This is a genomic window from Kitasatospora sp. NPDC059599 (assembly GCF_042735125.1).
Lineage (GTDB): Bacteria > Actinomycetota > Actinomycetes > Streptomycetales > Streptomycetaceae > Kitasatospora.
In genome coordinates, this window is record NZ_JBHWCL010000086.1 from 23,631 (window position 1) to 40,824 (window position 17,194).

Below are 17,194 nucleotides of genomic sequence, written 5' to 3' on the forward strand. Positions count from 1 at the left end.
GGCGGGCGGGGGACAGGGGTCCGGTCGATCCGGTCATTTGACGGCTCCGGCGGTCAGCCCGGCCACCAGGAAGCGCTGGAGCAGGAGGAACCCGGCGACGACGGGCACGCTCACCACCAGGGAGGCGGCCGTCACCTGGTTCCAGTGGACGTCGTTGAGGGTCGCGTAGCCCTGGAGGCCGACGGCCAGCGTGCGGGTCCGGTCGTCGGTGAGGACGGAGGCGAAGTGCACCTCGCCCCACGCGGTCATGAAGGCGGACACCGCGACCGCCACGATGCCCGGTCGGGCCGCCGGGACGATGACCCGCACCAGGGCCCGCACCGGACCGCAGCCGTCCACCAGGGCGGCCTCGTCCAGGTCGCGGGGGATGGAGTCGAAGTACCCGACCAGCATCCAGATCGAGAACGGCAGCGAGAAGGTCAGGTAGGTGAGGGTCAGCCCGCCCCGACTGCCGTACAGGGGCAGCCCGGTGGCGTTGCCGACGTTGACGAGGAGGAGGAACAGCGGCAGCAGGAACAGGATGCCCGGGAACATCTGCGTGGACAACACGGTGACGGTGAACAGCCGCCGCCCGCGGAAGCGGTAGCGGCTCACCGCGTACCCGGCGAGCACCGCCACCAGCACCGAGCAGACGGTCGAACCACCGGCGACGACGAGCGAGTTGACGAGGTAGCGGCCGAGCGGCACGGTGTGCCAGACGTCCAGGTACGGCCGGAGGGTCACCGTGCTGGGGATCCAGCGGAACGGGCCCTGGACGTCCTGGAGCGGCTTGAGCGAACTGGAGTCCGTCGAACCTACTTTCATTCGACGGCCGCACCCAATCGCGGTCCACCCGGAGGATCCGGTCCCATGCCCGCGTACCACCATGAACCACCGACCATGAGCCCCTCGACGGACCCGGCCGACTGGCCCGAGGTCGATCTCTACCTTCGCAAGTCCAAGGTCGTGCGGGAGGGCGACAAGCGGGACATCACCTCCATCCGCGCCCAGGAGGCCGAGGGGCGCGAGTGGGCCGTGCGGAACCGCTACCGTGTCCGGCGGGTCTGGGTCGACAACCTGTCGGCCTGGTCGGACGTCGCCCGCCCCGGATTCGACAACGCCCTCGCCGCGGTGCTCGATGACGAGGTGCCCGCCCTGTGGTGCTTCGCTCTCGACCGCTTCACGCGCAAGGGCATCGATGACATCGGCCCGGTGCTGGGGAAGGCCCGGGTCATCTTCCACTGGGAGCGACTCGACAGCTCGGACCCCAACGACCGGCGATGGATCACCGACCGGGCCGAGCAGGCGCGGGAGTACTCGGAGCGACTCAGCGACAACATCAGGGTCACCAAGAAGAACCAGCTGAGGAACGGCCAGTGGTCGAACCGCCCGCCCCACGGGGTCGAGGCGACCAAGGACCGCAAGCTGACCAACGGGGCCCTCTGGCCGATCGTCCTGCACGTCTTCCGCAGTGTCGCCGACGGGATAAGCGGGCGCCTGCTCTGCAGGGGGCTGAACTCCGGGCCGAATCCCGTCCCGTCGCCCCAGGGCGGGGAACGGGCGGTGTCGACGATCTCCTACATGATCCACAATCCCGTCTACGAGGGCTGGCAGACGGTCAAACACCCGAACAAGCCGCGTGACCCGATCCCGTACCGGGACGAGAACGGGAACCGGGTGCGGGTCTGGGCCGACGGCGCCGAGCCCATCCCGCGCGAACTCGCCGAACGAGCAAGGCAAAAGCTCACCGGAGGGAACTTCGCCGGCCGGGAGGCAGTGGACAACCGCAAGCGTCATCTGCTGACCGACGCGACGCGGTGCGCGGGCTGTCGCGGAGCCGCATCCGCTCACGGAATGAACCAGTTCTGCAACCGCCACCGAGCCTGGCAGGACTGCCCGGCTCCGGGCTGCATCAGGCGCCAGGTCTCGAGGACTGGGTGGTCGAGGCGTGGTTTGCCAGGCTGAACGGAGCCGACATCGACGACCCTCTGCTGCTCATCGCCGCCGAGCGGTGGAGCGGCTACCAGCAGCCGGAGACCGCGGAGAAGCTCGCCGACGCGGTGGCCGCGCTCGCGGCTGCGGAAGGGGTAGTCCAGCGCTTGGCCCAGCAGCAGGCCGACGGGTTCTTCGACCCGCCCTTCGACACCCATCTCCCCAAGCTACAGGCGGAGGCGCGCGCGGCGCTGCTCGTCGCGAAGGAACGGGTGGCAGCGGCGACTCCGAAGCGGCTCGACGTCTCCTGGCTGTTGGAGGACGCCAGCATCCGGAGCGCCTGGGCGACCGCCGGTCACGGACTTCGACGGGAGTTGATCAGGCTCCTGGTGCGACGAATTGTCGTGTCGAAGGGCAACCGCGGGATCCGGTTCGACGGTGAAGCCCGGATCGAGATCCACTGGCTCGACGAACCGGATTCCTGGGTCGCCCCGCCGGATACCCCGGCCGGAGGATCCGACTGAGCGGTCGGCCGGTCACGAGCCGATGAGCTGTGCGGTCTCGGGCAGGAGCGCCGAGGCCGCACAGCTCAACCCCTGCTCCGGGCGTCGCGCTACCAGCGCAGCTCGGCCGCGCCAAGTCACCGGTACTCCGGACCATAAGGGAGTCCTGCACCACCGGATTCCCGGAGGCCTCGGTGTCCCCTGCTCGAACGTCCGCCGCCGCACTCGCCACCGACCGGGAAGGACGCAGTCATTGCGATCCGCGGGTCGGGCCGATGCTCGGCCGCTTCCACCTGGGCAGCGGCCCGGTACACACCGCGCCTGCCGGAGAACCGGGATGGCGTATTGCCACGGCTTCGAGGAAGGCGGCTCTGGTCCTGGCTCCACTGGTCGGGGCGACGGAAGCGCGGACCGCTTCGGAGGCCACGAATATCCACGACCTGCAGACCGGACGGGACGAGTTCACGATCTCGGTCGACGGAGCCCACTCCCTGTCGTCCAGGATGGTCATGCGAGGGCGGCGGGGCATGCACATGTGCGACGGCATCCGCTTCGTGGAGACGACAGGTGCCGAAGGGACGCCGTGCGGGTGCCCACCGACGTGGCCCCAACGTCGCGCGGCGTCCAGGGCCGGGCGAGGGCCGAAGCCGGAGATCGCCCTGGTGTTCCGCTTGCCGGATGCGCCGGAGCTCGGGTACTTCGACCTGGTGTCGTCCTCCTGGTTGCTGATGGAGGAGGTCCAGGTGCTTGCCGCAGTGCTCAGTCCAGGGGGATGCGGCCAGAGCGGGCGGCCTGCCCAAGATCAGACGGAAGGCGCAGGACGGAACACGTCAGATTCCGGTGGTGGCTTCGACCCTGCCCTCTTTCACGGCAGTCTGCAGGGCGGCGAAGTCGTCTTCGTTCTGGTCGGCGTAGGCTTCGGCGAAGTCGGCGATGGCCTGGTCGAACCGGTCTGAGCCGCCGAGGTAGGCAGCCAGCGCGACCCGGTCACCGGATCGGGCGTGTGCTCGGGCCAGGGTCCAACCGCACAGCCGGCCGTACACCGCCATGCCCGATGGGAGCATCATTTCGATCGGTGCGGACAACTTCCAGTCCCGCAACTGCCGCACGTAGAAGTCACGGTCCGCCCCGTCCTCGCCGGTGACCCGGGTCCAGCCGAGGAAGATGTCGCTCTGGGCCTGCATGAGGTGCTGTCCGGCGACGACGCGCTCACCCTGGTTGCTGTACTCGCTGTGCCCGGCATACTTCACCAGGACGGAGGGCTGGGCCTCCTTGGCTTGCAGGAACAGCGGCTCGACGCCGTCTCCGGAGTCCATCAGCGCAATCCAGGCGCGGGTGCCGACACTGCCGACCCCGACGACCTTGCGGGCCATCTGGACCAGCGTGAATTGATCGAGCAGGTGTCGCCGGTCGGACTGCAGAGTGCGCCGGTACTTGCCCAGCACGGTGTGAATCATCTTGTAGATCGCATCGGCCTGCACATCGCTGGAAATCTCTTCCACGGGGACGATGGTCGGGGGATCGCTGACGATCTGCCGCCGACCCTCGACCATGGCGGTGAGCTTGCCCAGCGCTTGCGTGCTGTCGTGGGTGTGGGCCTTGGCCAGAAGCTCCTCGGCCGCCTTGAACCTCTTCGCCTTCAACTTGGACCTGAACTCTGCTACGGCCTCCTCGATGTCCAGGTGTGCGTACCAGACGTCCAGGAACGGCTGCTTCGCAAAGCGGTGCATCGCCTTGCGATAGCCCTTCGCTGCCGCCAGGACGATCTTGCGGCAGGCCTTGTCGGAGAACTCGTTGTCGCGCCCCGCCACCACCAGGCTCGCGGCCAACCGTTTGACATCCCACTCGAAGGGCCCGGGCAGACTTTCGTCGAAGTCGTTGACGTCGAAGACCAGCTGCCGCTCCGGCGAGGCGAACGCACCGAAATTGGACAGATGCGCGTCTCCGCACAGCTGGACCCGCAGGCCTGAGGTAGGTGTGGCAGCCAGATCCGCCGCCATCGGCAGTGCGGCCCCGCGATAGTACGTGAACGGCGATACCAGCATGCGTCCGTGCCGTACCGGCACGAGTTCCGGCACCCGCGAGGCCGCCTGGCTCAACAGCAGCCCGACCGGATCCCGCGATCTGCCCGGCCGGAACTCTCCATGCGTCTCCAGTGGCACCGACCTGCGGGCGTCCTTTCCCACTGCTACCCGGTCCGCCCGGCTCAGAGGCCCTGCCGCCGGCCTCGGGTCCCGGGTGGATGCCCCTGCATGACGCTTCCCACTCGTCAGGCCGTTCTTCTTCGTTGTCATGGCCACTCCCGTCAAGCCGCAGTGCATACTGCCGGCTTGCAAATCACCGCAGATAGCTACAGATATACCCATTCCACTCATTCGGTGCCACGCCGGAACGGTATGCCTCCCCGAAGGGGTGAATTGCTGACACGGTCCTGCAGCCACTCGATCCGTCATTTCGCACGGTCCGTTGGAGGAAGCGGAGCCAGCAGAATCCACGCGGCTCTCTGCGAACCACGGACGAGCCGAGTCGGCAGGTCGTGAGCTACCGGAACTGCTCAACTGTGCACAACGACGGCATCCGCTTCCGTGCGGCCCAGGGGAACTGCCGGCGCCGCAGAGGCGGCGCGTCACTGCTTCGGCGGCAGAACCGGCGAGGTCACAATGGGGCATGGCATCAGGCCTCAACCCGGTTGCTCCGCCCCCACTGACGCCGGATCAGGCCGCCGCGCGGGGTGAGCAGTGGTGGCCGGTGGCGCTGGCGATTCTGGTTGCCGCGCTCCTCCACGTGGTGTTGCCCGCGAAATACCGGGTGAGTCCCCCATGGGTGGTCCCGGTGGTCATGCTCGCACTGCTGGCCGCGCTGATCATCGGAGACCCGGGCCGCATCGATCGCCAGAAGCCATGGCTACGGATCACGACCCGCATCGCCATTGCCTTCATGACGATGGCGAACCTGTTCGCCGCCGCCCACCTGGTGGCCGACATCCTGACCAACAACAAGCTGTTCGCCAACAATGCCGTCGGGCTGCTGGCCACAGGCGGAGTGATCTGGGCCACGAACGTCATCACCTTCGGGCTGTGGTTCTGGGACCTGGATCGGGGTGGTGCCGCCGCTCGTGCACACCAACCGTATGCGAATCCATCATTGGTGTTCCCGGAGATGCAGCACGCGAGCTACGTGCCGACCACCTGGGTACCGATCTTCGCCGACTATCTGGTGCTGGCCTTCTGGACCGCCACCGCGTTCAGCCCCACCGACATCTCCGCGATCAAGCGGTGGGCCAAGCTGTTGATGATGATGGAAGCGGTGGCGTCCCTTGGCATCGGCGCGCTGGTGATCGCTCGCGCGATCAACATCCTGCAGTAGGCACACTCGACCTCCGGGGAGCTGCGGTGGCTGACCATCCGTCGAAGAGCAAGGAGCCGGGTCGTCAGAGCTGGCCAAGCGGTCTGCGGGCGACCGCAGCCCGGGTGACTCCCCTTACCGCCGTCGCCCCACTGTCGAAGGTTCCCTGCACACGGGCAGCCGACGCTCCGAGACCAGCCGGGCGCTTGATCCCTGTCTCTCGGGGCTCGGGCGCCGCGCCAAGCCGGGGTGCTCCCGCCGCTGACGCGGCGGGTCATGGGACGTTGATCACCGCGACGTGGATCACGGCCTCGGAGTGGGCCGGGGAGGGCTTCGTAGCCCCGCCAATCAGTGACACCGTGTAGGCGGTCCTGTCGTGGTAAGCGTTCAGCGCATGGGCGACGGTGGCGATGTGGGGCGGCAGGGGCGAGGTGTGCGGGCCTACCAGTGCTGGAGCAACAGTGTGCGGATGCCGATCGGCCCGCGTTCGGACGGGACAGGGGTATCCGCGGGCGGGTGGGTGCGACTGGTCTTCGTTGGGCCAGACGTTCAGATGGGCCGGTCGTGGTGGGCAGCCGCGGCCTTGCGGGCGAGGCGGGCGAATCGGCTGCGGGCGATGCCGGGCTGTCCGGTGTGCTCGTCGTCCTGCTCTTCGTCGACGCCGAAGCCGTCCTCGTCGTCGAGTTCGAGTACGGCGGCCGGATCATCCTCGCCAACCGGGCGATGGCGGCCGAATTCGGCTCGCTGACCGGTCAGTTGCTCCAGCGGAAGATCCTCGACCTGTTCACCCTCCGGGACGGCGCCACGCTGCCCGTGCTCGCCGAGGCCGTCCGGCTGCACCGCCGCTCCCAGTACGACGCCCGGGTCTCGTGGACGGCCGCCGGCGGCATCGAGCGGCACGGGGAGATGAACGTCGCGCTGGTGAGCGACAACGCGGAGGAGAGGCCCAACCTGCTGCTCTCCCTGCGCACCCACGCCGAGCTCCCGGCCCCACCGCCCGCCCCACCGCCCGCGCCGCGTGCCGAGGTGAGTCCGACCGAGGCGCGGATCCTGGCCGCCGCCAGGGGCGCCACCACCGCCCAGATCGGCAAGGAGATCGGACTCCCCATGGACGGCGTGAACCACCACCTCGCCCGGCTCAGCCGCCGCTGGCACGTCCCCAACCGGACGGCCCTGGTGGCCCGGACCCACACATACGGCGTCCTCGCGGTGGACGCGTGGTCCCCGGAACCCGCACACCTTCCGGGGGGTGGCAATGCCATTGGCGTCGGCGAATAACCCAATTACCCGTGCATTCGACGAGGTCGATCATCCGGCGGAAAGAATCCGCATCAGTCCCAGCCGGTCGAATCGTCCAGGTGGGGCTGGACCTGGCCCGCGACGGCCCCGGAGGCCGGGGACACGGCCTGTGCGGCGGGCGTGGCAAGGGTGAACGCGGCGGTGGCCAGGGTGGCGATGCCCATCGTGACGATGACCGACTTGAGTTTCTTCATGGTTTTCCAATCCCCCTCGGATACGGGCCCCGGTGGCCTGTTGGCGATTACGAGTCTTCAATCCGCCGAGTTTCCGTGTAAAGCGCCCCGCCATTGCAGCAAGCTGCATGACCTCTTCTTCATCTCCCGGGGCCGGGGCGTGGTGGTCGAGACTCTTCCTGGCCAGCAAGGTGACCAGGAGTGAGGACGTACGTCATGGCGAACAGTAGGCAGCCGAGGAAGTCGACGGCCCGCCGGGGGGTGGTGCTGCGGACCGAGCGGCTGACGCCGCACATGGTCCGGGTGGTGCTCGGTGGCGAGGGGCTCAAGGACCTGCCGGTGGGCCGGAACACCGACGCCTATGTGAAGTTGCTGTTCCCGGCGCCGGGGTTCGAGGGCCAGGACCTGAGCAACCCCGGCGAGCTGCGGGCGAACCTGCCGCGCACCCAGTGGCCCCGGACGCGGACCTACACCATCCGGCACTGGGACCAGGAACTCGGCGAGTTGACCGTCGACTTCGTCCAGCACGGTGACAAGGGCCTGGCCGGCCCGTGGGCCGCGTCGGTGGCTCCGGGTGCCACGGTCTGGTTCGGCGGGCCGGGCGGCGGCTACGCGCCGGACCCGGCGGCCGCCTGGCACCTGCTGGCGGGTGACGAGAGCGCGCTGCCCGCCATCGCCGCAGCCCTGGAGTCGTTGCCTGCGGGAGCGAAGGCCGTGGCCTTCATCGAGGTCGCGGACCAGGCGGAGGAGCAGCCGATGGCGGCGTCGCCCGGCGCCGAGGTCGTCTGGCTGCACCGGGGCGCGCGCCGGGTCGGCGAGCTCCTGGTGGAGCGGGTGACGGCCCTGGAGTTCGCGGACGGCGACCCGCAGGTCTTCGTGCACGGGGAGGCGGCCTTCGTCAAGGAGCTCCGCCACCACCTGCGGGTCGAGCGCGAGCTGCCCCGGGAGCTGCTGTCGATCTCCGGCTACTGGCGGCTCGGCATGGACGAGGACGGCTGGCAGTCGTCCAAGTCCGTCTGGAACGCGCAGGTCGAGCAGGACGAGGTGACGGCCCTGGCGGCTGCCGAAGCCACCGTACGGAGCGCCCGGTGATCCGGGTCGAGGTCGATCCGGTCCGCTGCGTGGGCGTCGGCCAGTGCGCGGCGATCGCCCCCGAGGTGTTCGAGCTGCTCGACGAGGGCAGGTCCGCGCCGGTCACGGGGTGGGTGGACGAGGCCGACGCCGAGGCCGCACTCGCGGAGGATGCCCGCGAGCTCTGCCCCGCCCAGGCCATCTCGCTGCACCGGACGAGTCCGCCCGGCTGATCGCGGGTGGGGCGGGAAGGAGGAATGCTGCCTGGCCGACCGGTGATCCCCGGGTACGGGACGCGCGGGGGCGGATCCAGTCGTCGAGGTCGAGTCAGCATGCGCAATCACCAGGAACATTCGCGCTTCACCCACGTACAGGGGGTACCTGTCACCCTCCGGCCCGACGTCGTCGTTCTGGGGCCGACCGGTGCACGGGCCGGCGAGCTGCACGAGGAACTCGTCCGGCGCGCCGACCGGTGGCAGGCCGTCCGGGGCGCGGCGGCGCGGCCGCGCTTCACCGACACCGCGCTGGTGGTGCGTGACACGCTCCGGGAGATGCGTGCACGGGCCCCCGACACGAGCGCCGCGGTCGTGCACCGGGAGGACGGCACGGTGGACTGGCTGCACCTGGCCGGCGCGCCGGCCCGGCCGTCCTGGAGCGGGATCCGCACGCTCACAGACCTGTTGACGTTCGACCAGCCGCCGCCGGGCGACGCGCTGCGGGCCGCGGAACCGCTGCTGGGCAGGTGGAGCGGCCTGCTCACCGTCCCCGGGCAGGCCTTCGACGCGCACCGGGAGGACCCGGACGAACGGCTCGCGCTCACCCTCGTGCTCGACGGACTGCGCACACGGGCCGTCGAGCCGTATCCGGGCCGAAGCCCGCGGCCCGACGGCCCGGTGGTGGCCGCGGCCGGGCCGACGGAGGGCTACTGGCTGCTGGACGGGGCGCTCGGTCTGCTCGCCCGGTGGGCGGTGGATCCCGACCCGGCCGCTACCGAGGGCCCGGTCGTCACCGAGGGCCCGGGCACGGAGCGGGTCGCCGCGGTGTACCGGGTCCCCGAACTGCCGGGCGACTGGCGGATCGCGAGGATCAGCGACCGGCCGTCGGAAACCGTGGTGGCCGAGGCGTGGGGCGCCCACGCCGCCGAGGCGGTGCGCCACGCCACCGCGCTCGAACGGCGCCACCGGGTTGGTGCGCCGTCGACCGACGAGCTGCTCGGGGCGTTGGGAGGGGAGGGGATGCGGCGCCTCGCCGCCGACATCCTCGGGTGTCTGGCAGTCCGGCGACGGTGGGTCCGGGGCATCCGGGTCGAGGCGGATCCGCTGCTGGGCGGCCAGTCGCTGGCCTGGGGGCCGGTCTGGCTGCGCTGAGCGCGGCGGCGAGCACGGAAGCGAGCACAGCGGTAAGCAGAGCGACCAGCACAACACCGATCGCGTCCGTTCAGAGGTTCTTGAGCCTGCGGCCGAGGACCGGGCCCAGTGCCGCCAGTGCCTCGCGCCCCATCAACTTCTCGTGCTGGAAAGGGAGTTCGTGCGCCTCGAACCGGCCGCCGACGAAGGGGGCCCAGCCGCGGCGTGGCCGGTGGGGGAACCGGTCCGGTCCACGGCCTCGAAGAACAGCACGTCCCCGTCGAAGTGGTCGAGCGCCTCGAGGGAGCCCAGCTCCAGGTTGTTCGCGGTGATGTCCAGCAGCGCGGCCAGGGTCTGCTCCTCCAGGCCGGCCAGGGCGCTGTCCTGCGCCTCGAGGATCTCCTGGATCCGGCGCAGGGGGATCGGTCCGTCGCCCGGTTCCTCGTGCAGTGCCGGGAGCCGGTCGAAGGCCAACTCCACCAGCTCGCGCGGGGCCGGAGCCTCCGTACGCCTGCCGTACCCCGCGTCCACGACGGCGAGCAGGGCCACCCGCTCGCCCGCCTCGCGCAGCCGCGCCGCGAGGGCGTGGGCCACCTTGCCGCCGAAGGACCAGCCCAGCAGGTGGTACGGGCCCTCGGGCTGGATGTCACGGATCCGGCCGAGGTACTCCTCGACCATCGCGTCGAGGTCCGGGGCGAGCTCGTCCACGCCATTCAGGCCGTCGGCCTGGAGACCGTAGACCGGGCGCTCCTTGGGCACGTACCGCAGGAGCCCGGCGTAGCACCAGGCCATGCCGCCGCCCGGGTGCACGCAGAACAGCGGGGGGTGGGCACCGGTCGGCCGCAGGCGCAGCACCGGATCCAGGGCGCTGCCCCGGGAGCCGGGCCCCTCCTCGATGTGCCGGCCGAGCGCCGCCGCGGTGGGGTTCCTGAAGAGGTCGCGGATGGACAGCCGCACGCCGAGCACGGCCCGCATCCGGCTCGCCAGCCGGGTCGCCAGCAGTGACTGGCCGCCCAGGTCGAAGAAGCTGTCGTCGGCCCCCACCGAGGGCAGGCCGAGGATCTCGGCGAACAGGTCGCACAGGACCGTCTCGTGCGGGGTGCGCGGGCCGGTCCGGGCCGGGGCCGTCGGCAGGGCCGGCTCGGGGAGGGCGCGGTGGTCCACCTTGCCGTTGGTGGTCAGCGGGAGCCGGTCGAGCTCGGTGAAGGTCGCCGGGACCATGTACTCGGCCAGGGCGTCGGCGGCGTGCCGCCGCAGCTCCGCCAGGTCGAGCGTGGAGCCCGACACCGCCACCAGGTAGGCGGCGAGGCTCGTCTCTCCGCTCGGGTCCACCCGGGTGGCCACCGTCGCCTGGGCCACCCCGGGGTGCTCGCCCAGGACGGACTCGATCTCGCCGCGCTCGACCCGGAAGCCGCGGATCTTCACCTGCCCGTCCGTGCGGCCGACGAACTCCAGGTGGCCGCCGTCGAGTCGGCGCACCCGGTCACCGGTGCGGTACATCCGGCTCCCCGCGGGCCCGAACGGATCGGCGGCGAACCGCTCTGCCGTCAGCTCCGGCCGCCGGACGTACCCCCGGGCCAGCCCGGCGCTGGCCAGGTAGAGCTCGCCGGTCTCGCCGAGGGCGACTTGCGCCAGCGACTCGTCGAGCACGTGGGCCCGCATGCCGTCCAGCGGGAGGCCGAGCGGCACCGGCGCGGGCACGTCCCGGCTCGCCGTCCACGGGTGCTGGGTGGCGAACAGGGTCGTCTCGGTCGGGCCGTACGCGCAGCGCACGACGGTGCGGGGGCAGTGGTCGAGGACCCGGCGGACCGAGGCGGGCGAGATGACGTCGCCGCCGGTGATCACCTCCAGCACGCCGGCCAGGCTCTCCGGCTGCTCGTCGGCGATGACCCGGAACAGCCCCGCCGTGATCACTCGTGCGACGCCTCAGCGCGGGGCGCTCACGGTGTGGCTCCGATGGGGACGGCCATGGCCGCGGCCTCGGTGGCGTCGGTGGGCACCGTGGCTTCGGGGCGGCGCAGGTCGAGCACGATGAGGATGGCGGCGGCGACGCCCAGGTAGACGAGCAGGGTGGTCAGTGCCTGGCCGGTTCCGTGGCCGTCGAAGTAGATCGTGTGGTGCAGGAGGATGTAGGCGTTGCGGGGCGGCAGGTAGGGGCCGATGTCGCGCCAGAAGGCGGGCAGGTAGGGCACGCCGGTTGCGCCGCCGCCGGACGGGTTGCCGAACAGGATGATCACGACGACCGTCAGCAGGGTGCCCACGGGGCCGAGCAGCTTTTGCAGGATCGCGGCGACGGCGGCGACCACGGTGACGATCAGTGTGCAGATGGGCCAGGTGATCCAGAACTTGCTGCTGGGGAATCCCTGCAGCCAGTAGCAGACGATCAGATCGACGACGAGGCCGCTCACGACGGCGAATCCGGCGAGCTGGGCGGCGCGCCAGCGGCCTGCCGCCCTGCCGGTCACGGCCATGAGCAGGGTCGAGCTCATGTAGCCGCCGATGAGCAGCGGGACCAGCATGAGCCCTTGGACCAGGCCGAACGGGTCCTTGGCCACCAGCGGCGTCGGGGCGTACGGCTGCACCGTCACGGTCTGGCCGGTGGCTTTGGCTGCCTCCTCGAACCGCAATGCGAGGTCGAGCGGTGCCAGGTCGCTCATGGACGGCACCACGATCAGGGTGTTCGAGGTGCCCGAGGAGATCAGCGCGCCGAAGAGCCGGGCTTCGTCGATCGCGGTCTTGGCGGCGGCTTCGTCCGGGTACTGGGTGACCTTCAGGGAGATGTTCTTCTCGGCCGCGGCCAGCACGGGCGAGTCGCCGACTGCGCCGAACGGCAGGTTGGTGGCCTTGGGGGCGTGCGAGGCGCTCATGTAGTTGGTGGCGAACAGGCATTGCATGACGGCGCAGATGCCGAGCGCCGCGAGGATTCCGGCCAGCGCCCGCCGGCGGTTGGGTGGGGCTGGCGTGGGGTCGGTCGGGGCCGTTGTGCCGGCTTCCGGTCGTCCGGCCCGGGCAGCTGCCCTGGCCGGGCGGATGCGGCCGTACCAGGCGATGACGGCCATGCCGGCGAAGGCGTAGAGGAACAGCACGATCAGTGGGGTGGAGATGTCGCTCCCGCCGAAGTAGAGCACGTGATTGATCAGGTTGACCGCGCTCTGCGCCGGGAAGATCACGCCGATGTTGCGCCAGTAGACCGGCAGCAGGTACGTGCCCGATCCCCCGGCCGGCGGGCCGCCGACGACGATGAAGAGCAGCGCCACGAGCAGGGTGCCCATCCTGCCCACCAGGGCCTGCAGTCCGGCAGCGGCCAGTGCCACCGCCGAGGTGATGAGCCAGAAGCACGGCAGCAGCGACCAGAAATGGCTGCTGGAGAACGCGCCGATCCCCAACCCGGCGATCAGGTCGGTCAGCAGCGCGCCCACCAGCGCGTAGCCGACCAGGATGGCACCACGCCACGGCGCGGCGGCGATGCCGTGGGCCGCCTTGTAGACCAGCACGGCGGCCAGGTATCCGCCGATCAGCAGCGGCAGCAGCAACAGCGACGTCACTGCGCCGACCGGGTCTGTGGACGGGAGCGGCTTGACCGTCTGCACCGTCAGCGGCCGGCCCAGCTTGTGGGCCGCATCGAGGAACGCCGGCTCCAGCTCGGTCTGGGCGAAGAAGCTCTTGGCCGGGACCACGATCAACGTGTCGGACGAACCGTCGCTGACGTACGCGCCGTACAGCTCGCCCCGCTCGGCCGCGTCCGTCACAGCCGACGGGTTCGGATAGGAGGTCAGGTCCAGCCCTGTTCTGGACGCGACCTCGGCGACCACGGGCGAGGGCGGCCCTGCCACGCCGAACGGCATGTTCCGTGGCACGAGCAGTTGCTGGGCGCTGACAAGGCACAGCACGAACACGGCCTGCAGAAGAAGCACCAGTCCCAGGGAGAAGCCGACCTTCGCTGCGGTACTCCGTCCACCCGCAGCCGAAGGAGCCTGCTTCGCCATCTCTGTCCTCCAGCCGGCCGTCGTCGCGGGCACCTTGAGAGCCCGCAAGCACCGCGTCCTGATGCCGTGTGCCGGGGACGTGGGTCTCCCCTGGTCGTCGAGCGAATGCGCACTGGATCACGCACGCTTCACACCGTTGCCCGGTCTCGGTGCGACCGGGCCGTCATCAGCCCGATTCCGGTACGGCCACAATCAGGACATGGGCGCGGTCGCGCGGCAACTCGGTGGCTGGGCCATGGGCCGCAGCGCGCCCCGATCGGGGGAAACGCTCGCGACCAGGTGGCGCAAGACCTCCGCCTCCGGGGCGCTGTCCCCCGTGGGCGGTGATTGTGTGGTGGCCAGGCTTCCGGGCGCGACCGGGTGCACGGAGGGAGGAGGCGTCCAGTCGTGGTCTCCTCGACCGAGAGTGTGACTCCGTCCGCCTGCTCAGGACGGCATGCACCGAACACGGCTGTGGACCCCGCAGAGCCTTGGGCACCCCTCGGGCCGCCTCCAGGGCCGGCTGCCGACAAACCGGAAACGCAGTGAACGCGTGGGGCAGACGCCGGCCGAAGCCTTCTCCGTATTCGAGAGGGACGAGGCCGTCGTGACCGAGGATCAGATCCTGCTGGGCAGCGGTTTGACCGTCGCGCTCGCCGTGGGCTCGCAGATCCTGGCGAGCAAGCTGCGCGTCCCTTCGCTGATCGTGCTGCTGCCGGTCGGATTCGCCGCCGGTGCGCTCACCAAGGTGGTCCGTCCCGCCAATCTGGTGCCGGACTTCACGGCCCTGGTGTCGCTCGGGGTGGCCGTGATCCTCTACGACGCGGGGCTGGGTCTCGATCCCCAGCAGCTGAAGGGCGAGACCCGCAGGGTGGTGACGCGGCTGATCGTGCTGGGGATCCCCATCACCGCCGGAGCCTGTCTGGGGCTGGTCGCCGCCCTGTTCGACGTCCCGATCAGCGTGGCCATGATGATCGGTGTCATCCTCGTCGTCTCCGGGCCGACCGTTGTCGGCCCGCTGCTGGAGCACGCCAGGCCGGCCGACCGGGTGCGCTCCGTCCTGAACTGGGAGGGGACGCTCATCGACCCCCTCGGCGGCATTCTGGGAGCCGTCGTCTTCCACATCATCGTCCGGTCGCAGGACAAGGAGGGCTTCCGGTTCGGCCTGTTCCTCGGGAGCATGGCCGTCGGCCTGATCGGTGGCGCGGTGGGCGTTTCGGTGCTGTGGCTGACCCTGCGCAAGCTGCGGCTCGGCGGGACGCTCGGCACGCTCGCGCAACTGGCCACGGTCGTCGCGGTGGCCGCGGGCTGCGACATGGTCCTGGACGACACCGGTCTCATCGCGGCGATCGTCACCGGGATCGCCGTGGCGAACCTGCCCGGGTTCGACATGCCTGCGCGCCGCCCGTTCTTCGAGACGGTCGTCCAACTGGTCATCGGCCTGCTGTTCATTTCCATCTCGGCGTCGGTCGCACCGAAGGCCGTCGCTTCGGTGCTGGTTCCTTCGCTGGCGCTCGTCGCGGCGCTCGTCCTGGTGGTGCGGCCGGTGGTGTCCGTCGTCGCGGCGGCCGGGACGGAGGTGGGCCCCCGGGAGCGGGCGTTCATCGGCTGGATGGCGCCCCGCGGCATCGTCGCCGCGTCCACCGCGGCGACGTTCTCCGCCTCACTGGCCGCCACGGGGCTGTCCGGCGCCGACAAGATCCTCCCGATCACCTTCCTGGTGATCGTCGGAACTGTCCTGGTCTACGCGCTGACCGCCCGGCCGGTCGCCGTCCGGCTGGGCGTCGGCGCGTCCGCACGCTCGCGGCCCCTGCTGGTGGGCGGCTCCCCGTGGGTGATCGACCTCGGGCAGTCGCTCCGCGCGGCCGGCCTGGAAGTGATCATGTGGGCCGGTGACCCCGGGGAGCGGGACCGGATCAGGGAGGCGGGGCTGGAGCTGACCGCGGGCGAACTCCTCGCCACGGCCACCGATCCCCGAGCCCGGCTGGAAGGTGTCACGACCGCGCTGCTGCTCACGGACGACGACGATCTGAACGCGCTCGCCTCGGTGGTCGTACAGGACAGCCTCGACGGCCCGGTGTACCGGGTCGGCCCGCCCCCCGGCGGCCAAGGCATCGTCGCCCCGTTCACCGGCGGACGGGTGCTCTTCGCCTCGGACCTCGTCCGCGACGTACTGCAGGCCCGCTACGAGCAGGGTGCCCGTTTCGTCCTGCAGCCCGCCGCCGACCCGCTCCCCTCGGGCCACGAGCTGCTCTTCGTCGTACGGGCCGACGGCCGACTCGACCCGGTCACCCGGGGACAGGACACCGAGCCGGCGAAGGACGACACCCTGGTGCTCCTCGGGCCGGCGCCGCGGACCGCACGGTCGGACGGCGCACGCAGCGGGGGCTGACCGCGTGTGCCGTCCGGAGGGGCGGCCGGGGACGGAGCCCGCAGCGGTCAGTTGCCCTCCGCGCCGACTCGACGCCCGGCCCGCTGCCAAAAGCGCCGCTGCAGGCGGAGGGTGAGGACGCCGACGATCACCAGGACCACGACGTTCAGCAGCAGTTGGAACAGAGACCCGCGGGCTTCGTGCCAGTCGGCGAAGGCCATCGAGACGGCGATGTCCGAGGCGGCGGGGATGGTGGTCACCGAGATGAAGACGCCGAGGAGCGCGCTCGCCCGCGCCTCGGTGAGCGAGACGATGCCGACCACACCGGCGAGTGCGGCCACGACCAGCGAGAAGAAGTTGGGCGTATCGATGAGCTGGGACACCGGCCGCAGACCGTGCTTGAACGCATCGGACTCCTGGTCCAAGGCCCGCGACAGCGCCGAGAAGCCCAGCGTCACGACGATGGCCAGGGCGAACCCGAGGGTCAGTGCGCGGGCGCCCTCGCGGACCCGGCGGCGGTTGCCGCGGTCGATCCCCAGCGCCATGCTGACGATCGCGTTGTACTCGGGTCCGACCACCATCGCGGCCACGATGAGGATCTGGGAGTTCGACATGATGCCGACTGCGCCGATGAGCCCGGCGATGACCAGGAACAGGTAGAAGGACGGCAGGTAGGTCCCCTCCGCCCTGATGTGGGCCTCGACGGCGGCCCACAGCGGCGTGTGCACGAGGGTGCTGGGCTGGTCGGCCTCGATCCGTTCGGCGTGCCGAGAGAACATCATCTCGACGTCGTCGACGGCGATGGACCCCGCGTGGTCGATCCCCAGACTGCGCAGGCCGCCCAACACACCGTTCGCGGCGGCCTTCATGACGTCGCACTCGAGCGCGTCGCCGTCCGGCGAGCTCGACACCGATCGCAGAACCACCAGGTTGAGGACGTCGCTGTTCGCGGTCAGCATGTCGATCGTCCGCTGGGTGAGCGAGGGCGGCGTCACCATCCGAAAGTGGATCAGGTCCATCCGAAGTCCTCCTACGGCCTGGGCCAGGGCGCCGCAGCGCCCCTCGAGACAGTGCGGCGGTGGCCGCCCGTCCCCGCGGCTGCGGCCCGGCGGTCCACTGCCGTGAACAGTGGGCCGCCCGGGCCCGGCCCCGGGGAGCCGCGCGGGCGCGTGATCCGGCCGGGGGGTTCCCACTGTGGTGGTGGGGGTGG

The 17,194-nt window shown here is 70.7% G+C and carries 14 protein-coding genes and 1 pseudogene; 9 read left to right on the forward strand and 6 right to left on the reverse strand.

Annotation, left to right across the window (positions count from 1 at the left end; genetic code table 11):
* Positions 1 to 33: 33 nt before the first annotated feature.
* Positions 34 to 804, reverse strand: a complete 771-nt coding sequence (locus tag ACFV04_RS26715) for a carbohydrate ABC transporter permease (protein WP_380532969.1) — start codon at positions 802 to 804, stop codon at positions 34 to 36.
* 75 nt (positions 805 to 879) lie between these two features.
* Between ACFV04_RS26715 and ACFV04_RS26720 the strand changes: the two genes are divergently transcribed.
* The 3 genes and pseudogenes from ACFV04_RS26720 to ACFV04_RS26730 form a co-directional block, all read left to right on the forward strand.
* Positions 880 to 1,944, forward strand: a complete 1,065-nt coding sequence (locus ACFV04_RS26720; protein WP_380532972.1) for a recombinase family protein — start codon at positions 880 to 882, stop codon at positions 1,942 to 1,944.
* Positions 1,917 to 2,435, forward strand: a complete 519-nt coding sequence (locus tag ACFV04_RS26725; RefSeq protein ID WP_380532975.1) for a hypothetical protein — start codon at positions 1,917 to 1,919, stop codon at positions 2,433 to 2,435. Before ACFV04_RS26720 ends, ACFV04_RS26725 begins: the two co-directional genes overlap by 28 nt.
* A gap of 254 nt (positions 2,436 to 2,689) precedes the next feature.
* A pseudogene (locus ACFV04_RS26730) lies at positions 2,690 to 3,148 on the forward strand (hypothetical protein); the annotation flags it as partial.
* A 96-nt stretch (positions 3,149 to 3,244) separates the two neighbouring features.
* On the opposite strand, the gene ACFV04_RS26735 reads toward ACFV04_RS26730, so the two are convergent.
* Positions 3,245 to 4,576: a DUF2252 domain-containing protein gene (locus ACFV04_RS26735; RefSeq protein ID WP_380532978.1), complete on the reverse strand. Its 1,332-nt coding sequence runs from the start codon at positions 4,574 to 4,576 to the stop codon at positions 3,245 to 3,247.
* Between the two features lie 505 nt (positions 4,577 to 5,081).
* Here ACFV04_RS26735 and ACFV04_RS26740 point away from each other — a divergent pair.
* Together ACFV04_RS26740 and ACFV04_RS26745 are read left to right on the forward strand one after the other, a co-directional pair.
* Entirely contained in the window at positions 5,082 to 5,780 is a 699-nt protein-coding gene (locus ACFV04_RS26740; protein ID WP_380532981.1) for a hypothetical protein, read from the forward strand.
* A gap of 543 nt (positions 5,781 to 6,323) precedes the next feature.
* Complete coding sequence (locus ACFV04_RS26745; RefSeq protein WP_380532984.1) at positions 6,324 to 7,037, forward strand: helix-turn-helix transcriptional regulator; 714 nt, start codon at positions 6,324 to 6,326, stop codon at positions 7,035 to 7,037.
* Positions 7,038 to 7,090: 53 nt separating this feature from the next.
* On the opposite strand, the gene ACFV04_RS26750 is transcribed toward ACFV04_RS26745, so the two are convergent.
* On the reverse strand, positions 7,091 to 7,252 hold the full coding sequence (locus ACFV04_RS26750; RefSeq protein ID WP_380532987.1) for a hypothetical protein: 162 nt from the start codon (positions 7,250 to 7,252) through the stop codon (positions 7,091 to 7,093).
* A gap of 195 nt (positions 7,253 to 7,447) precedes the next feature.
* Here ACFV04_RS26750 and ACFV04_RS26755 point away from each other — a divergent pair, with 195 nt between their 5' ends.
* The 3 genes from ACFV04_RS26755 to ACFV04_RS26765 all read left to right on the forward strand — a co-directional run bounded on the left by ACFV04_RS26755 (position 7,448) and on the right by ACFV04_RS26765 (position 9,669).
* Positions 7,448 to 8,323, forward strand: a complete 876-nt coding sequence (locus ACFV04_RS26755) for a siderophore-interacting protein (RefSeq protein WP_380335473.1) — start codon at positions 7,448 to 7,450, stop codon at positions 8,321 to 8,323.
* A complete protein-coding gene (locus ACFV04_RS26760; RefSeq protein ID WP_380335470.1) occupies positions 8,320 to 8,535 on the forward strand; it encodes a ferredoxin in 216 nt (71 codons plus the stop codon). Before ACFV04_RS26755 ends, ACFV04_RS26760 begins: the two co-directional genes overlap by 4 nt.
* Before the next feature lie 99 nt (positions 8,536 to 8,634).
* Positions 8,635 to 9,669, forward strand: a complete 1,035-nt coding sequence (locus tag ACFV04_RS26765) for a hypothetical protein (RefSeq protein ID WP_380532991.1) — start codon at positions 8,635 to 8,637, stop codon at positions 9,667 to 9,669.
* Positions 9,670 to 9,801: 132 nt separating this feature from the next.
* Here the strand turns inward: ACFV04_RS26765 and ACFV04_RS26770 are convergent, their stop codons facing one another.
* Both ACFV04_RS26770 and ACFV04_RS26775 read right to left on the reverse strand, forming a co-directional pair.
* Positions 9,802 to 11,562, reverse strand: coding sequence for a thioesterase domain-containing protein (locus ACFV04_RS26770; protein ID WP_380532993.1), 1,761 nt, complete (start codon positions 11,560 to 11,562; stop codon positions 9,802 to 9,804).
* Positions 11,563 to 11,588: 26 nt separating this feature from the next.
* A complete protein-coding gene (locus ACFV04_RS26775; protein WP_380335461.1) occupies positions 11,589 to 13,562 on the reverse strand; it encodes a hypothetical protein in 1,974 nt (657 codons plus the stop codon).
* A gap of 658 nt (positions 13,563 to 14,220) precedes the next feature.
* Between ACFV04_RS26775 and ACFV04_RS26780 the strand changes: the two genes are divergently transcribed.
* Entirely contained in the window at positions 14,221 to 16,005 is a 1,785-nt protein-coding gene (locus tag ACFV04_RS26780) for a cation:proton antiporter (protein WP_380335458.1), read from the forward strand.
* 47 nt (positions 16,006 to 16,052) lie between these two features.
* Here the strand turns inward: ACFV04_RS26780 and ACFV04_RS26785 are convergent, their stop codons facing one another.
* Positions 16,053 to 17,003, reverse strand: coding sequence for a DUF389 domain-containing protein (locus tag ACFV04_RS26785; protein ID WP_380335455.1), 951 nt, complete (start codon positions 17,001 to 17,003; stop codon positions 16,053 to 16,055).
* Positions 17,004 to 17,194 lie beyond the last annotated feature (191 nt).

What these genes read in the sequence shown, in the direction of transcription:
- ACFV04_RS26715 (WP_380532969.1), bottom strand. Translation starts at nt 804, where the DNA reads ATGAAAGTAGGTTCGACGGACTCCAGTTCGCTCAAGCCGCTCCAGGAC.
- ACFV04_RS26755 (WP_380335473.1), top strand. Translation starts at nt 7,448, where the DNA reads ATGGCGAACAGTAGGCAGCCGAGGAAGTCGACGGCCCGCCGGGGGGTG.
- ACFV04_RS26750 (WP_380532987.1), bottom strand. Translation starts at nt 7,252, where the DNA reads ATGAAGAAACTCAAGTCGGTCATCGTCACGATGGGCATCGCCACCCTG.
- ACFV04_RS26785 (WP_380335455.1), bottom strand. Translation starts at nt 17,003, where the DNA reads ATGGACCTGATCCACTTTCGGATGGTGACGCCGCCCTCGCTCACCCAG.
- ACFV04_RS26740 (WP_380532981.1), top strand. Translation starts at nt 5,082, where the DNA reads ATGGCATCAGGCCTCAACCCGGTTGCTCCGCCCCCACTGACGCCGGAT.
- ACFV04_RS26720 (WP_380532972.1), top strand. Translation starts at nt 880, where the DNA reads ATGAGCCCCTCGACGGACCCGGCCGACTGGCCCGAGGTCGATCTCTAC.
- ACFV04_RS26765 (WP_380532991.1), top strand. Translation starts at nt 8,635, where the DNA reads ATGCGCAATCACCAGGAACATTCGCGCTTCACCCACGTACAGGGGGTA.